The organism is Chitinophaga sp. YR573 (genome assembly GCF_900110995.1).
In the GTDB taxonomy this organism is placed as follows: Bacteria; Bacteroidota; Bacteroidia; order Chitinophagales; family Chitinophagaceae; genus Chitinophaga.
The window spans coordinates 256,799-273,956 of the sequence record NZ_FOJF01000002.1; the positions used below are offsets into that span (position 1 = coordinate 256,799).

At 41.2% G+C, this 17,158-nt stretch carries 12 protein-coding genes; 3 read left to right on the plus strand and 9 right to left on the minus strand.

All coding sequences use genetic code 11. The features are described from left to right. Window positions 1–272: 272 nt before the first annotated feature. Window positions 273–1,235 (plus strand): tetratricopeptide repeat protein, encoded by a 963-nt coding sequence (locus tag BMW86_RS21025; RefSeq protein WP_089783917.1) that lies wholly within the window; start codon window positions 273–275, stop codon window positions 1,233–1,235. A 184-nt stretch (window positions 1,236–1,419) separates the two neighbouring features. Here the strand turns inward: BMW86_RS21025 and BMW86_RS21030 are convergent, their stop codons facing one another. The 3 genes from BMW86_RS21030 to BMW86_RS21040 are packed head-to-tail and all read right to left on the minus strand — an operon-like array spanning window position 1,420 to window position 4,139. Beyond that, window positions 1,420–1,737, minus strand: a complete 318-nt coding sequence (locus BMW86_RS21030; RefSeq protein ID WP_089783918.1) for a nucleotidyltransferase family protein — start codon at window positions 1,735–1,737, stop codon at window positions 1,420–1,422. Continuing rightward, on the minus strand, window positions 1,737–3,734 hold the full coding sequence (locus BMW86_RS21035) for a DUF4132 domain-containing protein (protein ID WP_089783919.1): 1,998 nt from the start codon (window positions 3,732–3,734) through the stop codon (window positions 1,737–1,739). Before BMW86_RS21035 ends, BMW86_RS21030 begins: the two co-directional genes overlap by 1 nt. A 15-nt stretch (window positions 3,735–3,749) precedes the next feature. Next, window positions 3,750–4,139, minus strand: a complete 390-nt coding sequence (locus tag BMW86_RS21040) for a hypothetical protein (RefSeq protein ID WP_089783920.1) — start codon at window positions 4,137–4,139, stop codon at window positions 3,750–3,752. A 336-nt stretch (window positions 4,140–4,475) separates the two neighbouring features. Here BMW86_RS21040 and BMW86_RS21045 point away from each other — a divergent pair, with 336 nt between their 5' ends. Next, window positions 4,476–5,264 (plus strand): hypothetical protein, encoded by a 789-nt coding sequence (locus BMW86_RS21045; RefSeq protein WP_089783921.1) that lies wholly within the window; start codon window positions 4,476–4,478, stop codon window positions 5,262–5,264. Window positions 5,265–5,323: 59 nt separating this feature from the next. Here BMW86_RS21045 and BMW86_RS21050 read toward each other — a convergent pair whose 3' ends face one another. The 4 genes from BMW86_RS21050 to BMW86_RS21065 form a co-directional block, all read right to left on the minus strand. Further along, window positions 5,324–5,710 (minus strand): (deoxy)nucleoside triphosphate pyrophosphohydrolase, encoded by a 387-nt coding sequence (locus BMW86_RS21050; protein WP_089783922.1) that lies wholly within the window; start codon window positions 5,708–5,710, stop codon window positions 5,324–5,326. Beyond that, window positions 5,697–6,572: a YDG/SRA domain-containing protein gene (locus tag BMW86_RS21055; protein WP_089783923.1), complete on the minus strand. Its 876-nt coding sequence runs from the start codon at window positions 6,570–6,572 to the stop codon at window positions 5,697–5,699. Before BMW86_RS21055 ends, BMW86_RS21050 begins: the two co-directional genes overlap by 14 nt. Window positions 6,573–6,903: 331 nt before the next feature. Continuing rightward, a complete protein-coding gene (locus BMW86_RS21060; protein WP_089783924.1) occupies window positions 6,904–9,273 on the minus strand; it encodes an ABC transporter permease in 2,370 nt (789 codons plus the stop codon). Between the two features lie 138 nt (window positions 9,274–9,411). Further along, window positions 9,412–9,735: a winged helix-turn-helix transcriptional regulator gene (locus BMW86_RS21065; protein ID WP_089783925.1), complete on the minus strand. Its 324-nt coding sequence runs from the start codon at window positions 9,733–9,735 to the stop codon at window positions 9,412–9,414. Between the two features lie 107 nt (window positions 9,736–9,842). On the opposite strand from BMW86_RS21065, the gene BMW86_RS21070 reads away from it, so the two are divergent. Next, window positions 9,843–10,547, plus strand: coding sequence for an NIPSNAP family protein (locus BMW86_RS21070; RefSeq protein ID WP_089783926.1), 705 nt, complete (start codon window positions 9,843–9,845; stop codon window positions 10,545–10,547). Here the strand turns inward: BMW86_RS21070 and BMW86_RS21075 are convergent. Next, the gene (locus tag BMW86_RS21075) at window positions 10,534–14,079 is read right to left on the minus strand and encodes a DUF6443 domain-containing protein (protein WP_089783927.1); all 3,546 of its coding nucleotides are present in this window, start codon (window positions 14,077–14,079) and stop codon (window positions 10,534–10,536) included. The two genes, BMW86_RS21070 and BMW86_RS21075, sit on opposite strands and share 14 nt — an antisense overlap. Window positions 14,080–14,081: 2 nt before the next feature. Then, window positions 14,082–17,156, minus strand: coding sequence for an RHS repeat domain-containing protein (locus BMW86_RS21080; protein WP_089783928.1), 3,075 nt, complete (start codon window positions 17,154–17,156; stop codon window positions 14,082–14,084). Between the last annotated feature and the right edge of the window lie 2 nt (window positions 17,157–17,158).

The following is a 17,158-nucleotide window of genomic DNA, read 5'->3' on the forward strand; positions in this document are numbered from 1 at the left end:
CAACCTTACCACTGTTTGAAAAGAAAAACTTTTCTCCCCTTGTGGATAACCTGGGAGACCTTAACTAGAGAGAATACAATATCATTGCAATTGACAAAACGATTCCCGCAATATGAAAAAAAATTACCCAGGAAGATATTTCTATGGAATAGCTGTACAGACAAGGTTTCATTACAGACAATAGCCAGTTTTTTTATTACAGCCGTGGTTTTCGAACCAACAAAAGAAAATAAGCTCAAAAATAGTAAATTAGATACTGAATACTCAACCCCATGACTATTGATTCATTAACACCCTACTTATCTGCAATAAATGCAGTTTCCAGTGTTGCCGTCTTCACAGTAATTTTTAATTTAATAAAAACCCATAGAGAGACGACTACAGAAAGAATAAATACCTTATTAACACGGATTGATGCACTAAAAGATGACTCAGTCCGGAATGATAAATGGTTTGTAAGAGAAAAGGAGCTATTGGAGAGAGAAAAAAAGGAGAAGGAGGGTGAATTGACAAAACTACAAGTGCAGCTGGAAGAGGTGTTAAAAGGAGAAGGCGTAACCATGCAAAAACTTGCTTTGGGACAAACACTTAAAGAAAGTAACAATGAGGTAAAAAAGCTGATTGGGGAACTAAGCGAAAAAATGATTGAACAGATTAGGGAAATTACCAATAATAACCTCCAGCAAGATTCTATTGTTTCTCAATCACAATTGACATTGGCCAAAGCACAAATGGCAAGAGGCAGTTTTGATGACGCTGCAACTAACTTTGAACAATATACCTTGAACGAAAATGCATCTTGGGAGGTTCACTTCTCGAAAGCGGTCAATCTTGCAAATCTACGACAAGGTAAAACTTCCAATAGCGCCAGTGTTAGGGCTTACAGCGATGCAATCGGTGTTCTGCCGAATGAGATAGATCCCAATATAAGAGCAAGGGTATTTGGATACCGGGGTGCTATCCTTAAAAGGCTTGGCAGATTAGACGAAGCTGAAGCAGATTTACAGATTGCTAAAAAATACGCAACAGCTGACTATGAGGTGGATGATATTTATTACAACTTGGCCTGCGTCTATGCTTTACAGGGGAATAAAGATGAAATGCTATCAAGCATCTTTAAGATTAAGAACAAGAATACTTTCCTCTCAATAGAATATCACTTGGGTGATTATTTTAAACAATTTGTAAATGATGAAGATTTGAAATCTTTGCTGTCATCAAAAACACGTGGGTGATAAATTGAAAGAACAAAGTGATAGTAATCAGGGGATCTTTTGGGAACTGTGTAATTTAATCGAGAGTCTATTTTATAATTGCAATTCTACCTTGGTAACTTTGGCTTTGTTCCTGAAGTAACTGTAAACCTATATCAAAAGGAGACAATAAATATGCAGATTAAATTATTGGCATAATAAACTTTTAGAAATCCTCAGCATCAAAGATCTTTACCTGGTAAAGTTGAAGGTATCGTTTAAAGTGAACGCCCCTGATAGCACTTTTGGGAAGGAGGTCAACCTCACATGCTAAGATTTGTTGAAAGGAAAGCCATATCTGCAGCAAGGTAGGGGCCTGGTCTGCTTTTCTCATCCGCTTCAGCTCCACCCACATATCTATATCGCTTTCTCCAGGCCTGAAGCGGCCATCTACCACAGATCCGAAAACATACAGCGTTTTTATCCGGTGAATCAGACAGGCTTCCCGGATAGCGGGTAGTCTGTCTGTAAGATAAGTATGCATCAGTTTCGTTTTATCTGGCTAAGAATGGTTTGATCGGTGATCTTCTTATCGTTGGCTAGCAGCATCGCCTTGCTGATAATGACAGACATCATCATATCCCCTTCAAACGGCAGGAAAACCTTGTTGTTGAGGCCTTGTGCTCCTTGTACAATACAGAGATAACTATCATTAGGCTCCATAAGAATATTGCTGCTGCCCAGGTGTATTTTATAAGTAGTGAATGTGCCGGTCACTATCAGGAATTTTCCTTCAAAACTGCATTTATCAGCAATCGGTAGCCTGGAAACCAGGTTCTTCAGCGCTTCTTCCCTGATCCTGGCCGTTACGGACAGATCACCAAAGGCATAGCTTCTCCAGTATGTGCCACCTTCTTCTCCGCCCTTATCATACCAGGTAGGATCGTTCCCAACGCTGGTAACGCCCACGAACATATCAATGTCACGCATTACTTCAGAAAAAACGATCTCCGGGACTTCTGTGAGCGATACAGCCTTTTTCTTACGCAGGAATGTCACTGCATGAGTGGTAATGTGAGCAGAACCATGCATTCTACTGCGCACACCGAGGAATATACCCTGTGTGGCAAAAGCAGCCTGCAGGTCCCATTCGGGCAATTTGATGTTTGGCCCTTTATTCTCTATATCGCCAGGCGTCCACCCCTTCACCTTGCAGAGTGCGGCAAACTGGTCTTTGTTAAGAACATGGCTGGCAAAACGATTGGAATAAGTGCTGGTGGTTTTCTCCGCATCTGTGATCAGGTATACTTCGCGGAAAGCCTGTTTAAATGACTGCTGTATTTCATGGCTGTTAAGGTAGGTACGCCATTGCAATACGTGGGCAGCATCTGCAAAGATAGGATGCCATAATTCCACCTTGGTATGCTCGTCCAGCCAGTCCAGCATTTCGCCAGACACTGTACGGAAGCCTTGTTCTGTCCAGATGGCGACTCTGTTCTGGTCCTGTTTTGTGAATTGCCAGATCAGGCGTTTCCCAATAGCGCCTACCAAAGGGTGCTCAATATAGAGTGGTATCCATTCTGTAAACAACCAGCTGCGTTGTAGCCGGTAAAAACCTTCTATCCTGTTCCTGTGGATGGTGAACTGTTCGGCCAGTCTTTTAGCTTCCGCCTTTAGCCTTTTGAGGGCTGTTTCCGCCTCTTTCTTTACGCCGGCAGGTACCTTTGGTAATTCCTGCCCATTTTCCCACCAGACGATCTCTGTGGGTTTGTAATTCAGCAGGTCAAGACCTACAGTATAGTTACCTGTGTTAACCACCATCCGATGCACGGAGTCCAGTCCAAAATCGGGCACCATGGTTTCCTTCACCTGGTCGTTACTCATGTTCACCGATTTGCCCAGTGTAGTGATAGCCGCCTCTATCTTTTTGAGCAGGGGCTTCTTTTTTACCTTACCCTGTAGCTTTAATATACGAGCCATCGCAATATCCCGGGGAAGGCTCTGGTATATATGAAGAACATCCAGGCACTCATCATGATTGCTAAGCGCGAAAGCATCTACCATTAACATTAGCTCAGTGTCAGGGAAAAGGGCTGCAGTATGTAGTATGCCGCGCAGCAAGCGTCCACCCAACGTATAATAAAAGTAGTAGCCGGTAGAGGTATATAATGGGTTAACATCATTATCATAAATGTAATTCAACCCAAATACCTGGCTCACCCAGTTAGGGGTAGTTGCCTTTTCCCGCATATCGGTTTCCAGAGATATCCCCAGACTGGCAGCATTTCCTCCTGCAAAATGTTTCTTCCAATATTCATCCATCCGGTTTTTATAAGCTTCATAATCATCAATTTTATATCTGAGCCATCCTATCACATGGTCAATATATGCTTCTTTGCCTATGACCGTTATTTTTTCAAGCACTGTATTATACCATTCTTCATCCGGCATAATGTTATGGTTGTCCAGTGACAGGAAAAGTGTAAATAGCTCCTCCCAATCAGTGCCGGGTGGCACGGTTAATCCTTTTAAAATTCGCATAGTATAATATGAGTTTTATCCCCCTACTAAAGGCACAAGTTTGATAAAGGAAATGGTAGCATCTGGTTGCAGTCTTACGGTTTCATCAGGATCAGTATACTGTTTGTTATTTATCAGCAAAAGAAAGCCATTTTTATCAAATGCTTTCAGGGCAAGATCCACCTGTTCTGCAGGATCTTTTTTCGCGACCCCGTTTGAACGGACGGGGTTTAACAACAGCTCTTCTGCACGCGGCTGGACCAGTCCCATATAAGGTATAGATCCATTGCTGTTAAATGCCTTTACGTCTTCATATACTCTACTGCGGATCAGCTCACGGATAGTGATACCGGATGTATCCAGCTCAAGCCGGAACTCCTGTGTTATTTTGCCAGAAAGAGTTTCGTCCCTGATGAGAATTTTCATAGGTTGGTATTATGAAGGTAAATTTAAATAATATTCCGGGAATTAGCCGGTGATGACACCTTAGAACTGCAGTAATGCAACATCTAAAAGCCCTCTAAACCCCTACTCAAAGCGGATCTAGCCTTAACCAAACAACACTGGAATTGTACCCATATTTACTGGTGCTTATAACGTACTGATATTCAATCTATATGAGGGTATAAGCCCCATATAAGTCCCCTATAAGACCTATACAATTGTACTACAAGCCCACCTTATTTAAGGGGGGCTTATAGGGCAATTATATTTGTTGTAATTACAGGTTTTAAGTAAATTGTAGTATACACTACACCCCAAATGGCCAGACTTAGAGGAGGTATCGATTTTACCGGAACAATCGGAGGTTTATCCGCCTACAAAAGAAGGGATATGGATGGTACTTTTGTCCGCAGTCCCGGAGGAGCATCCAAAAAGAAAATTAAAACAGCTAAAAGTTTTGAAAGAACACGAGAGAACAATCTCGAGTGGAAAGGTTGTGGAAGAGCAGCTGCCAGAATCAGATGGGCTGTGTTGTTTGTAAGACATCTTGCAGACCATAACATTACATCTGAATTTTCCAAATTATGCAAAGTGATGCAGTTGCAGGATCCCGCAAATGGGAGAGGACAACGGTCTATTCTGCTTTCAAAACACAGGGAGCTCCTGGAAGGATTCCGCATTACGCAAAAGAATCCTTTTGATGGAGTAGTAAGGCATCCCTTAAAATGTGAGATTATAAGAGAAGCCGGCAGCGCATGGGTACAGTTACCTAACCTGATGCCGGAAATAAACCTGTTCATTCCGTGGCAATATCCGTTGTTCAGGTTTGTAATTTCACTACACGCTATCACAGATCTTCACTACAACTATCCCCAGTATACAAATAAAGATACTGACGCTGCACCAACTGCTTATACCGCCTGGCAGCCAACAGGTGAAAACTATACAGGAGAACGTATCGAATTACAATTAGAAGGGGGGCAGAAACTGGATGACTCGTGGACCTTTATACTGTCCGTAGGACTTGAAATGGGAACGCCCATCAGTAACAATGTCATAAATACGGTGAAATATACGGGTTGTGCCAGGATATTGGCATTAGGGTAACTGCCAGGAATGGGATCTATATCTTCTGAGTTTGTCTATCAACGAATCAAGTTGAAATGTCAATTCTCAAGGATTGCATTTGCTATGGGAATATCTGCGGGTGCTAAATTCCATTTATTAAGATCCTTTACATCTACCCATTCGTATTTGTCATGATCTGTAAGGGTATAATTAGCCTCTTGGAATTGACAGGTATAAGCAATAAGCTCAATGGTAAATGCATCATAAGGATGTATTACTGTTTTAAAGTGCTCGATGATTTTAACCTTCATTCCAAGCTCTTCATGCAACTCGCGAGATAGTGCATCTACATCCGTCTCTCCCGATTCAATTTTGCCACCTGGAAATTCCCAGTAACCAGCTAAAGACTTGTTGGCGTTTCTTCTACAAAGAAAAATCTTGTCATCCTTAAAGATTATACCACAAATGACCTTAATTGTACCCATGACTTTTACGATGATATTCCAGATTTGATTTATTCAAATAGTGCTGCTTATGGAAGAACAATTTTCCTTCTAATATCCCAATTAATTCTAAGTTGTCATTTATTGAAAACGAACCTTTATCAAACATTACATGATGGTTTGGGCAAAGGCAAATGATATTATCTATACTATCGTCACCATCATGAGGGTTCCCCAAGGGTTTTACATGAGCTCCTTCTGCATATCTGCCAGATCGTGTATTTATGGTATGTCTGCACACTTGACATTCATAATTATATAATTTCTTTATATCACGGACAATTTTAGTGTCCCTGATTATTCGTAAAATAGTACCTTCTTTTCGCTGCTTTTCTCTTTTGCTATATCTTAGTTCAAGTGTTTCGGGTAAGTTCCGTTCTTTATTTTTTCCACAATATTCAAGGCGAAACCTGCAAATTTTAAACCCACTTTTACCATTTTCTTCCCATGAATCTACTACGCTATATAGCCCTGCATATGTGTATCCAGTAGCAGGTGAAAACTCAGATTTGTGAGAATAGCCACGAATTACTCTCACCGGCAACCCTTGGTCCATACTTAAACGTAAACCCGCATTACCTTTATCCCATGTCTGGTCTTTAATTTGCTTCCTTGTATTAGGATCGTTTCCTCCAGCACCAGTATATATAATTTCATCACCGAGGTCTTCGTCATCTTCATAGCCTCCAGAAAGAACTATTGCAGCAACACCTTCCTTTGCATTGCCATCTATGCCAGCTCCCCAATTCCTATGAAAGCTAGAAAGCATCATTTCTTTTCTATCTTTAAACCAATGTCCTTCTCCGATGTCCAGTATTTCACCAAATATAATAGGTTTCCTCATTGTCTATCTTTAAACGCATTGAAATGGAGTTCTTTTTCAGGTTAGCACCGAATATTTAAACAACAGGGTATTTATAGGTTCATAACTATGTAAACAAATCTAAGTAAAATTTTGATTGCATAGCTATTAAGCTGACATGTTGAAAGTTAATAAGTGACTTAACATTGAGTTGTTAATTCCCTTATTCTTGGTACTGAAATAAGGGCTAATATTAGGTAGGGTTTCTGGGGTATCTTCAAACTTGCACGGCTTTTTAATGCTGCCATGTGTCAATTTTAAACAATCTGGCAGCAGAAGGTTTGTCAGCCATGACAAACCTTCTGAGAGATTTCTATTCTTTCCTCAAACTATTCACCGGGTTCACTAATGCTGCTTTGATAGCTTGGTAACTTACAGTCAATATTGCAATTGCTACTGATAAGAAACACGCAAGTGCAAATACCCACCAGTGAATACTAACACGATATTCATAATCCTGCAGCCATGTATACATACTCCAATATGAGAATGGCGCCGCTATTAAAAATGAAATAATGACCAGCTTTACAAAATCTTTGGATAGTAAAGTCGTAATGCTGGTTACAGACGCCCCCAACACTTTCCGCACACCAATTTCCTTGATCCTGTTTTCTGCCATATATGTAGCAAGACCAAATAAACCAAGGCATGAAATAAAGATGGTAAGTCCTGCAAATAAAGCAGCTAGAACCCCCTGACGTCGCTCATTATCGAATTTCTGCGCATAGGCTTCGTCTACGAATTTATACTCAAATGGATAGTCCGGGTTGTATTTATTGAAAATAGCTTCCGCCTTTTTCAGGTTTTTAGTAGTAGCATTTAGTTTTATCTGCATCACTTTGAAAGTCATGAAGCGACTCTTCGCACCACATATCAATATCGGTCTTGTTGGCTCATAAGGGCTGGTAAGAATAAAATCTTTAATAACCCCTACAATATGCCAGTCAATACCAAGGTCGCTGACTACTTTGCCAATCGGGTCTTTGAACTTCATTACTTTCAGCGATGATTCATTTATGATCAGCCCTGTTGAGTCGGTAGGGTATTTCTCCAAATCGAAATCACGGCCTTGTATAAATTGCAGACCAGCAGTAACACCCAATCCTTCATCAGCTAAATACCGGTCGAAAGATGTTTTATCATTCGGGTCTTTTCCTGCCCAATCCTGTCCCCATCCATCACTCCACCTTTCAGTAAGCGGAGAATTTGTTTTTGTAACTGATTTGGCAATACCTGATTCAATCAATTCATTTTTTATCAATGTATAGTTCTTAGGTATATCACCTGTCATGAAATGGTAAACAAGATTATCTTTATTATACCCTGTAGCCCGGTCAGTGGCATAGTCTATCTGTTGTTTTACGATGATAGTACAGATGATGAGAATGGTGGCACAGGTGAACTGTAATACAACCAGCGCTTTTCTTGGCGTTACTAATGCATTTACTTTTTTAAATGTGCCTTTTAATACTTTAACGGGTTGGAAAGATGAAAGAAAGAATGCGGGATAACTGCCGGCCAGTAAACCGGTGAACAGGATAAACCCGATAAATGCAATCCATGTATAGATGTTTCCAAAGTTTATGAATAGTTTTTTCTGCGTAAGCTGATTGTAGTCTGGTAAGCTTAGCAGTACAATAATAATAGCTACAATGCCTGCCAGAAAGGCGATAAAAACAGATTCCCCGATAAACTGAGTGATGAGAGAACTTTTCCCGGCACCCACTACTTTTCGTATCCCTACTTCCTTCGCCCGCTTTTCACTTCGTGCGGTACTCAGGTTCATAAAGTTGATGCATGCAATTAACAATATTAACGCCGCGATGATGCCAAATATTTTTACGAATGTGCTACGCCCACCGTTATCTTCTACGCCATTAGTGAAGCTGGAATATAGGCGCCAGCGATGAAGCGGATAAATAAACATCTCCCATTTCATCATTTTTGCTTCGCTACTGTAATGCTGTTTTAATTCTTTTATTTTAGGAGCGACAGCAGCATAGTTTACATTTGGCTTCAGCAGCACATAAGTAGGAGTGCTGTTATCATTCCAGCCTAAATCCTGTCCTTCCCCATATTTCAAAGATGACCAGGGCAGTAAGTATTCAAAATTGAACCTTGTATTCTCAGGCAAATCTTTTAGAATACCGGTAACAGTGAAATTATCCCTATTCTCAATTTTGATGATTTTCCCCATTGCCTCTTCATTGCCGAATAAACTTTTAGCCGTTTTTTCAGTAAGCACTATCGAATGCACATCATTCAATGCCGTATAAGGATTGCCTTTCAGCATCGGGAAGCTGAACACCTGGAGAAAACCGGTATCAACCGTAACTCCCGACTTCATCATTTTTTTATCAGCAACTGAAAAAAGAAGATTATCATTCGACTTTGCCCTTACTGCACGTTCTACCTCAGGTAAATCCTTTTCCAGGGCGGGGGCCGTCAATGTGGGTACGGTATTCCAGCAGGAAAGCTTACCATCAAGTGCTACACGATTCCATACCTCGTATATCCTGTCTTTATTCTCATGAAACTCATCATAGCTTCTTTCGTCTTGTATCCACAGCAAGATAAGTATTGCGGCAGCCATGCCTATTGCAAGACCTATAATGTTAATGGCAGAAAAACCTTTATTACGCAGAAGATTCCGGTAAACGACTTTGAAGAAATTTCTAATCATAATATGGGTTTGCGGGAATTGTACCAAGACAGTGCCGGATAATCATATGGTTGATTTACAATGTATTAGATTTGTATTATACAAGTTGGCTTGTTCGTTTTCAATACAAAACTGTCCGCTTCTGAACACCGGTTATATTCATGCCACTTCCATTTGCTGCTCGCCCCAGATACGCATCTGGTCAATAAACGGGAGCAACCCCGTTCCTGTTTCAGATAGTTTGTATTCAACGTGAGGGGGTACTATAGGATATGCTATACGGATCACAAGCTTATCTTCTTCCAACTCTTTCAGGGTTTGTGTAAGCATCTTGGGAGATATCCCTTCTATCACCCTGATAAGTTCCCCATATCTTAAACATCCTTCCCGGAGAGACCAGATTATACGACCTTTGTATTTACCCCCGATCCGTTGGAAAGCATAATCAACCGGGCAATAAGTTTTTCTAATCTTTTTTTCCATAAATGGGCGTTTTAATTATCTGAAAACCACTTTAGATACTTTTTAGTAAGTAGTACACCAATTGGTATGTACTTGTTATAAATATAACAATACATTTCTTTTGCATTATGCAAAATAATCCAGATTACACGTCAATTGGTCTCATTGAACTAAGGAATTATATCATAAATCCGGGGATGTGTGAGCCGTTCATAGATTACTTTGAAAAGAATCTGATTTCCCCTCAGATTGCATCAGGTGCTTATCCGCTGGGACAATACAGGATCAAAGGTGAAGCAGATCATTTCTTTTGGATAAGAGGATTTACCGACATGACTTCACGTGGGAATTTTCTCCGGACATTCTATGGTGGTCCGGAATGGAAGAAACATAAGGGGCTTGTCAATCCCATGTTAGCTAATAATGATAATGTTCATCTCCTGAAACCTTACAATGTACAGGTTTCGCAAGATATTTTACAAGCAGGAAAGCATTTGGCAATAATAGATTATTATATTTCCAATACCAGACTGCCGGAGCTCCTGGAAATCTTTACCACAAGCTACCTCCCGCTTCGAAAGAATGCAGGGTTACCAGATTGTACTTTATGGATAAGCGAATTAGCAGAGAATGATTTTCCTGCACTTCCGGTATTTCAGGACAAGAACCTGCTGGTGACTATAACATTCTATAAAGATGAACAGGAATACCAGCAGGGACAACAGCAACTGAATGAAACAATCAAAGGTCCTCTGCGTAGCCAGTTACGGGATGTCATTACATTACAGCATACCCTTGTTCTTTATCCAACGAATAACATCACGGAGAAGTAGGATTATTGAACATATACCTGTAAGGATTATATGTCCGTTCCGCTAATGGCTTCACCGAAAACCATCTGCCTATCTGAACATCATACATTCTGTCATGCTCATTATACCAATCCAAACCAGGGCCCTGTCTCATTTCCTTACTATGCAGATCGCTGCTTCTGTAACGGTATCTGTTTTCAGGATACAACAGCCCTTTTAACGCGATTGAGCTGAGACCGGTCATCGTTAATCCAAAGGGATAATAATGCGTCTCTTCCAATAGTGGCCCTGATATATGCTGAACAATGAGGTTGTCGAAATACATGTCTCCGGCTGATTCATTGCTCAGATAAATATACAGGAACCCGGATTTCTGGATGCGCATCTGTTCTATCACCAGGTTAAGCAGGGCATCAGGCGACCCATGTACCTGTCTTACACCACTATTGGCATCTACTATTTTAAACTGGTCATCGAATAAGATAAAAGACAGGTAGGCTTTAGCCAGGAAAGGACTATTCTCGAACGGATTTTTGTTCAGGAGCTGCTGATAATCTGTGCTGCTGAAACTTGTTGCAAGGGGTGAATTAGGGCCGTTTGAAGAGTGTATTCCCGCGGTGAGCCCTCCGGTACTAAAAACCTGCAAGAGGGCAGCTAACATGCTGGCAGGGGTATTACTGGACGTATTGACTGCTGTACTCTTATAGAATGCTCTGGTAATAGCTGCTATGGTATCACCTCTCATCACCCGCAACACAAGAGAAGGTCCGATTTTAGCACCATCCACTCCGTTTAACTTTGAAACATAGTCATTGGGACTGGTAGCATTATCAGTGGGATATCCCGAAGGCAATGCTGTTCGTGTATTATCAATATTGCTGAATAAAGCGTTTTCTATTGCACTCCGGGCCGTTTCCATGGAAGCAAAATATTGTGCCGTATCACGGTTGGCTCCCAGTACACTCCGCACATTTCCCTGGTAGTCTTTTACAAAAGCATCAAAGAAGTATTTGACAGGTTGTTCCGTTCTGTAAACCGGACGGATCTGCCCGTCATCATGTGAGATCAACTGTAATGTATCCTGTTCGTATACAAGACCACTTGCATAATCGATGACTTTTACACTGCCCTGTTGGGCGCTTGTATCAATAATAATCTTCGAAAGAAGATGACCGAGAGGATCGTACTGCATATAGATCATTCCTCTTTTCAGAAAAACGACAGAGGGCTGATTATTTTGATCATAAATGATACTGTCAATATCCTTGTTTTTATCCTTAGCCATGTTTCCATCAGGATCATAGCTGTAATCGGGGGTAGGGGTATTGATAGTCTCTCTGAAATCGCCAAGCGTACCTTGAGGGTTATTTGCCAGATCAGTTACATAGCTTAGCCGGTTGCTGTTTCCCTGGTAGTTGTATTGCAGACTATCAATGGTTTGGATGCTCACTCCATTCATGCCTGATTGTTTCATGGACAGGATGTTGCCATTGATATCATATGAGAGATTTTTCAGCGAGAAATTTATTTTGTCTTGTGTCCAGGCGGTGCTGCCATCATTCTGTTGATTGAATTCGCCGGTAATTAAACGGTTCATCCTGTCGTAATTATAACCGTATGCCCGTGCAGTGCCATCAGTTCCTCCTTTCCATTTTACACCGGCTATATTCCCGTTATAGTAGTGATTAGTAAAGCCTGTTTCATAGGAAATTTCCTGGCCAAACCAACTGCTGGTACTGTTAGGGGTATTGACAAATGATTTATTAATAGCTGTTAAACGGCCACGCAGATCATGCTGGTAAACCTGCGATTCTATTTGAAAAGAAGCACCGTTGACATACAGATTTTTTGTTTTGATCTGCCCCAGCTCATCATATTCCATTGTGGATACATTCCGTTGTAATGATGGATTATCGTTCAGTTTTTTAGTGAGCATATCAGGTCTTCCTGAGGCATCAAAATGATAGATGGTCAACAAGGTGGTTTGAGGAGTAACTGTACTTTTAGGATTGGTTTGATGGAGATAAGTGCTGATCAGTTTACCATCAAAGTTAAAGAGGTAACTGGTAAAGTCTCTGCCCCCCATGATATTATCGGCCGCGGTTTGCGTAGGTCTGCCCTTATTATTATAGAAATATGTAGTCGCCAGTTGTCGGTTGGTACCGGCGACTGTTGTTACTTTTATAGTTGGAAGTCCAATGGGCATATTAACAACGCCAGTTGGTAAGGGCTCTGCGTATTGATTACTTCCTGCATCTACCTTGGCTGCATCGGCAGCTGAATAGGGAATATAAGCAGGTATGAAAAAATAATTGTCGTACCAGGTGCGTATCAGCGGTGTAAACCCATGAACTGTATCTAAGCCAGGAACAGATACTGCGGGATTATATGGGGAAGAATTGATCAGGGTTTGCATCTGATCGCGTGTTGCACTACTGAAAAAGAGACCAGTAGCACGCTCTCTGTTTATTTCATCATAATAATACACCTGCCACATATTCCTGTTCTTCAGAATACCGGTCCTTGAAACGATTAACCGGTTACGGATATCATAGATCTGCTCTACAGAATCGCTGGCAGGTTGTTTGGATACTACCACTCTGCCCCGTCTGTCATAGCGGTAGATAAAACAAAGTCCTGCTGCAATATCGGGTGTAATGATCCAGTCTGATTGAATGGCCTGTACTGCTTTCGGTGGAATAATAACCCGCAGATGGTCCAGGTTATCATAAGTGTAATAGGTACAGGCCCAGCCGGTATGCTCTGTTCCCGGTGTTTCAGCAGCTTGTTCCTTGCTGAGGATAACATGCCCTTCCATATCCTTGTATTCGATCGATTTTGTTCCTGCTTCATCAATGGTAACGTTTTTGTATAATACGCCCGCCGGATAAACCTGGCTGGCAACAGGCAGGATGTCTCCGGTAGTAAAACGCCAGATCCGTACAGAGTCGCTCAGTGCATTGGTGAGGTATTGATATTGCCGGGGTTTGTTGCCGTCTGTTTTGGTATATGCATTGCCCGGGAGATAAGTTTTTTGTACACGGTTCAAAGGCGAATTTTCAAAGTCAGTCTGATAAAAGAAATAGCTTTCATTGTTAAAACCGGGGTTCTCTGCCTGGTTAGAATAGAAGTCCTGCTGTGCCTGAAAGGGATCAGTTTTGAATTTGCCATCATTGCTGTTAGAAGCATACGGCAGGTATTGAAAATACTCTCTGCCAGATGCATCATACAGAACAGGTGTCACCAGATCTCTGCCAGCAGGGCTTTTACGCCTTTCTACAATTTGTAATCGCCTGCCTGATCCATCCAGGTATTCAGTCGTTTCCTGTACTTCTGCCACTGTGGTGGAAGGAGCTTTTATAAAAACAGGATTCGTTGCCGGCATATGTGGCTGCAAGGTGCGGATATAACTGATCGTGGACCGCTGATACGCGGGTGGTAATGGCACCGCGACCGGCGAATAGGGTGTTTCGGTAACAGGTATATTCTGAGCAACAGTTATCTGTCCTATACAGACCAATAACAGCGATATGATAAATTGATATGTACGCATGGTTATTGAGTAATTGGTTTTACATATTGATAGTCTATGAGTTTCAGTATTTTTCCATCTCCGTCTCTCACCATTTTTAATCGCCCGGTTGCATCGTAGGAGTAATAGGTGATATTACCCCGTTCATCACAGGTGCTTGTGATACCAGTGTGAGGTTGATAGGTATATGTTTTTATTTGGGCTTTCGACGGATAGAGTCGTATATCGTCAACGTACCCACTGGAAGGGAATGTTACCCCCCCGGAAAGTGAAGTAGCAATCCAGTGTATGAAGAAAGTCCATCCGTTAATGGTCCTTCCTTTCAACGGTGTATAAGGAAACTCTGCTATAAAAGTAAAGGGTACTGCATTTTTTGTCCAGTAAGAAAGAACGCACATATCCCCGTGGTTTGTAAACACGGATGAGAGGCCACCTGTAGCCAGGTTATAACATTTTTGCCCGGAGGGAGAAGTTGGATCAGTTACCGGAACCCCGGAATAATTCCAGCCACCATGTTGATCTGTTTCAAATGAAGTATAAGCAACACTATCGGAAGTCGCATTCAATACTTCTGCAACCTTATACAGTTGCTGGTAGTCATATAAATAAGCAACACGTACGCCATTGACAGGTGTCATCAGTGTAAGATTGTTATTATTATCATAACGTGAAAAGGTGGTCGTTGTTTCGTATCTGCTGTCCTTTACAAGATTGCCTGTACTGATAGAGCTCGTTGTATAAGAAAGCATGGGGACAGGCTCATTCAGGTTTAATTGAAAGGTCTTATCAGGAAATGGTCTGTCTTCCCGATAGGTAGTTAATGTAGCGCCGGTTACATAATCTATACCCGCAATGGTACGGTATTGAATCTTTTCTATGGGTACCAGTACATTCAGTCTGCGCAAATTCCTGATGCCTCTTGCTTCTGCAGAACTGATAGTACTTGTATCGTAATCAAAAGAATAAATAGTGCGTTCATTTAATTTTTCTGCCTTACTGTTTAATTGTGTAACCAGTGTAGGCAATGTATGTGTGGCGGCGTTGGCCGTATAATTGGTCTGGTTCGTCAGACTTTGTGCAGGTAGATAATCGATCTTTTTTGATTGCAGCAGGTAAAACCGGTCAGAAAACAAAGTGGATAAGGAGACGTTGTAAGTGGATGAGTCAGACACACAATATACTGCGTAATTAGTCTTGAATCCTGTAGTAATCTGTTGTTTATTCAGCGTAGTATAAGTGTGCCGGTATTCCCGTATTAACTGATAGGTGTTACCTGTTGATGAATAGATTTTTTGATTCAGCAGTTTACCCGTATACCAGGAAGTGTTTACAGGTGCTACATATGGATCAGCATGACTTGCAGTTTTATCCAGAGGTAATAGATAAACATTTTCGGTTTTACCCAATTTCCCTGTTGCACTGGAATCATATACTGTTACGCGGCTATATACGACAGGGCTACCGTCAAAAGGGACCACGCTTTCATCGAAAATAACTGATTGTATACCACATGGAGGACAAACCCCGGTGTTTGTGATATAACGGGGAATATTCAGGAATGCCACCGCATGTAAACTATCTGCATACACGTATTTCCGGTAACGTGAAGGTGTTCCTGTACTGTCATTGATGATGATAGTCTTCACACGTACACCACCAATGATATAGGGGACCGGTGTACCTCCCGGTACTGTAAGAAAAGGAGAAAGATTTGTTAGTTCACTGTAAGCGCTAACCCTCAGCTGATTGGGTTCATATTGAAATGCAGTACTACCAGCAGCAGGATAAATGATCGACTGCAGCATACCATACACAGCAAATGTATCTGAAGAACGATTCCCATAACTGGCTACCGGATTGTTCCAGCCAGGTATAAGGGGTGAATAATCAATGTTGGGGATCAGGCCGGCATTATTAGCAGCATTGTAGTATCCCCAGTGGTCCTGATCCCTGGAGAATATTGCAGGAAATATAGCAGATTCATGATAATAGTTAAATTGCCATGTCTTATCAACGGTGGTGCCATTTAACTCATGAATACCGGATAATTTTAATCGTTTATTGGTATCGAAATAACTCTGAATAAAAGAAAATTCCTTGATCTTATTGTTATTCCCGCTAACGATGATTAACCCGGTTATAGAAGGAACTGCTGCTGCAGCTTGTATTGTTTTTATATCTTTCCTGAATGTTGTACTGATAGAGAATTTTACAAATCCCTGATCAAAAATGATGGAATCCGGTAACAGATAATTGATCTGTTCTGTACGGGTATAAGCGGATACACTATTATCAGTGCTACAGGTAGAATTAAAATGAATGACAGACTTATTTTTAGTTACTGTATAGCTATAACTTTTATACCTGAATAAAATAGTTCTGTTTTCTTTAGTGACAATTTTTGATAAATAATAGGCGGAAATATCATTAAAGTCGGGTCGGTATTTTTCTGCTGATGAATCGGTACTACTGGCATGCTCAGTCGCTCCGAAATAATAGTTATTATTTTCATTGTCCAGAATACGTATTTCATTCGCCTGCCGGAAGATCTTTAGATCCGTTTTCGGTACTGTTACTGCATTCATCAGCGTATCATAGTAATACATACCAGACCTACCTGGAAAAGTATAATGATACTGGTCAAATTCCGCATCTGCATTACCATTTACTACCTGTTCCAGGTAGCTCAATCGTTGCCCCGTATTCATATGTCCTTTTAAAAACAATTTCAGATTAGTCATGGAAGGAGAAGAGACCCCGCCATTGAAGAGGCCCGATGTATTAAAATCATTTAGTCCATTTTGCTGGAAAGAGATCATGCCACCATATTGTAATGACCATCCATCACCCACGGAAGAGGGTATTTCATCTACTTTTAAACCATTTTTATGATAACTGATACTGATAGGTAATGCAAAAGAACCAATGTGAAGATCAGCCAGTGGTATGCTTACATCATTTTCTGATGCAGGGGTTTCAATACTGACAATATCCGGCGATCGCGTAATGATCTGAGGCAGTTTCTGTTGGGCATGGATAGAAGTACTTGTTAACAGGAGTAATAACAATACGGGAATACGGGAGTTATACAATAGCATGA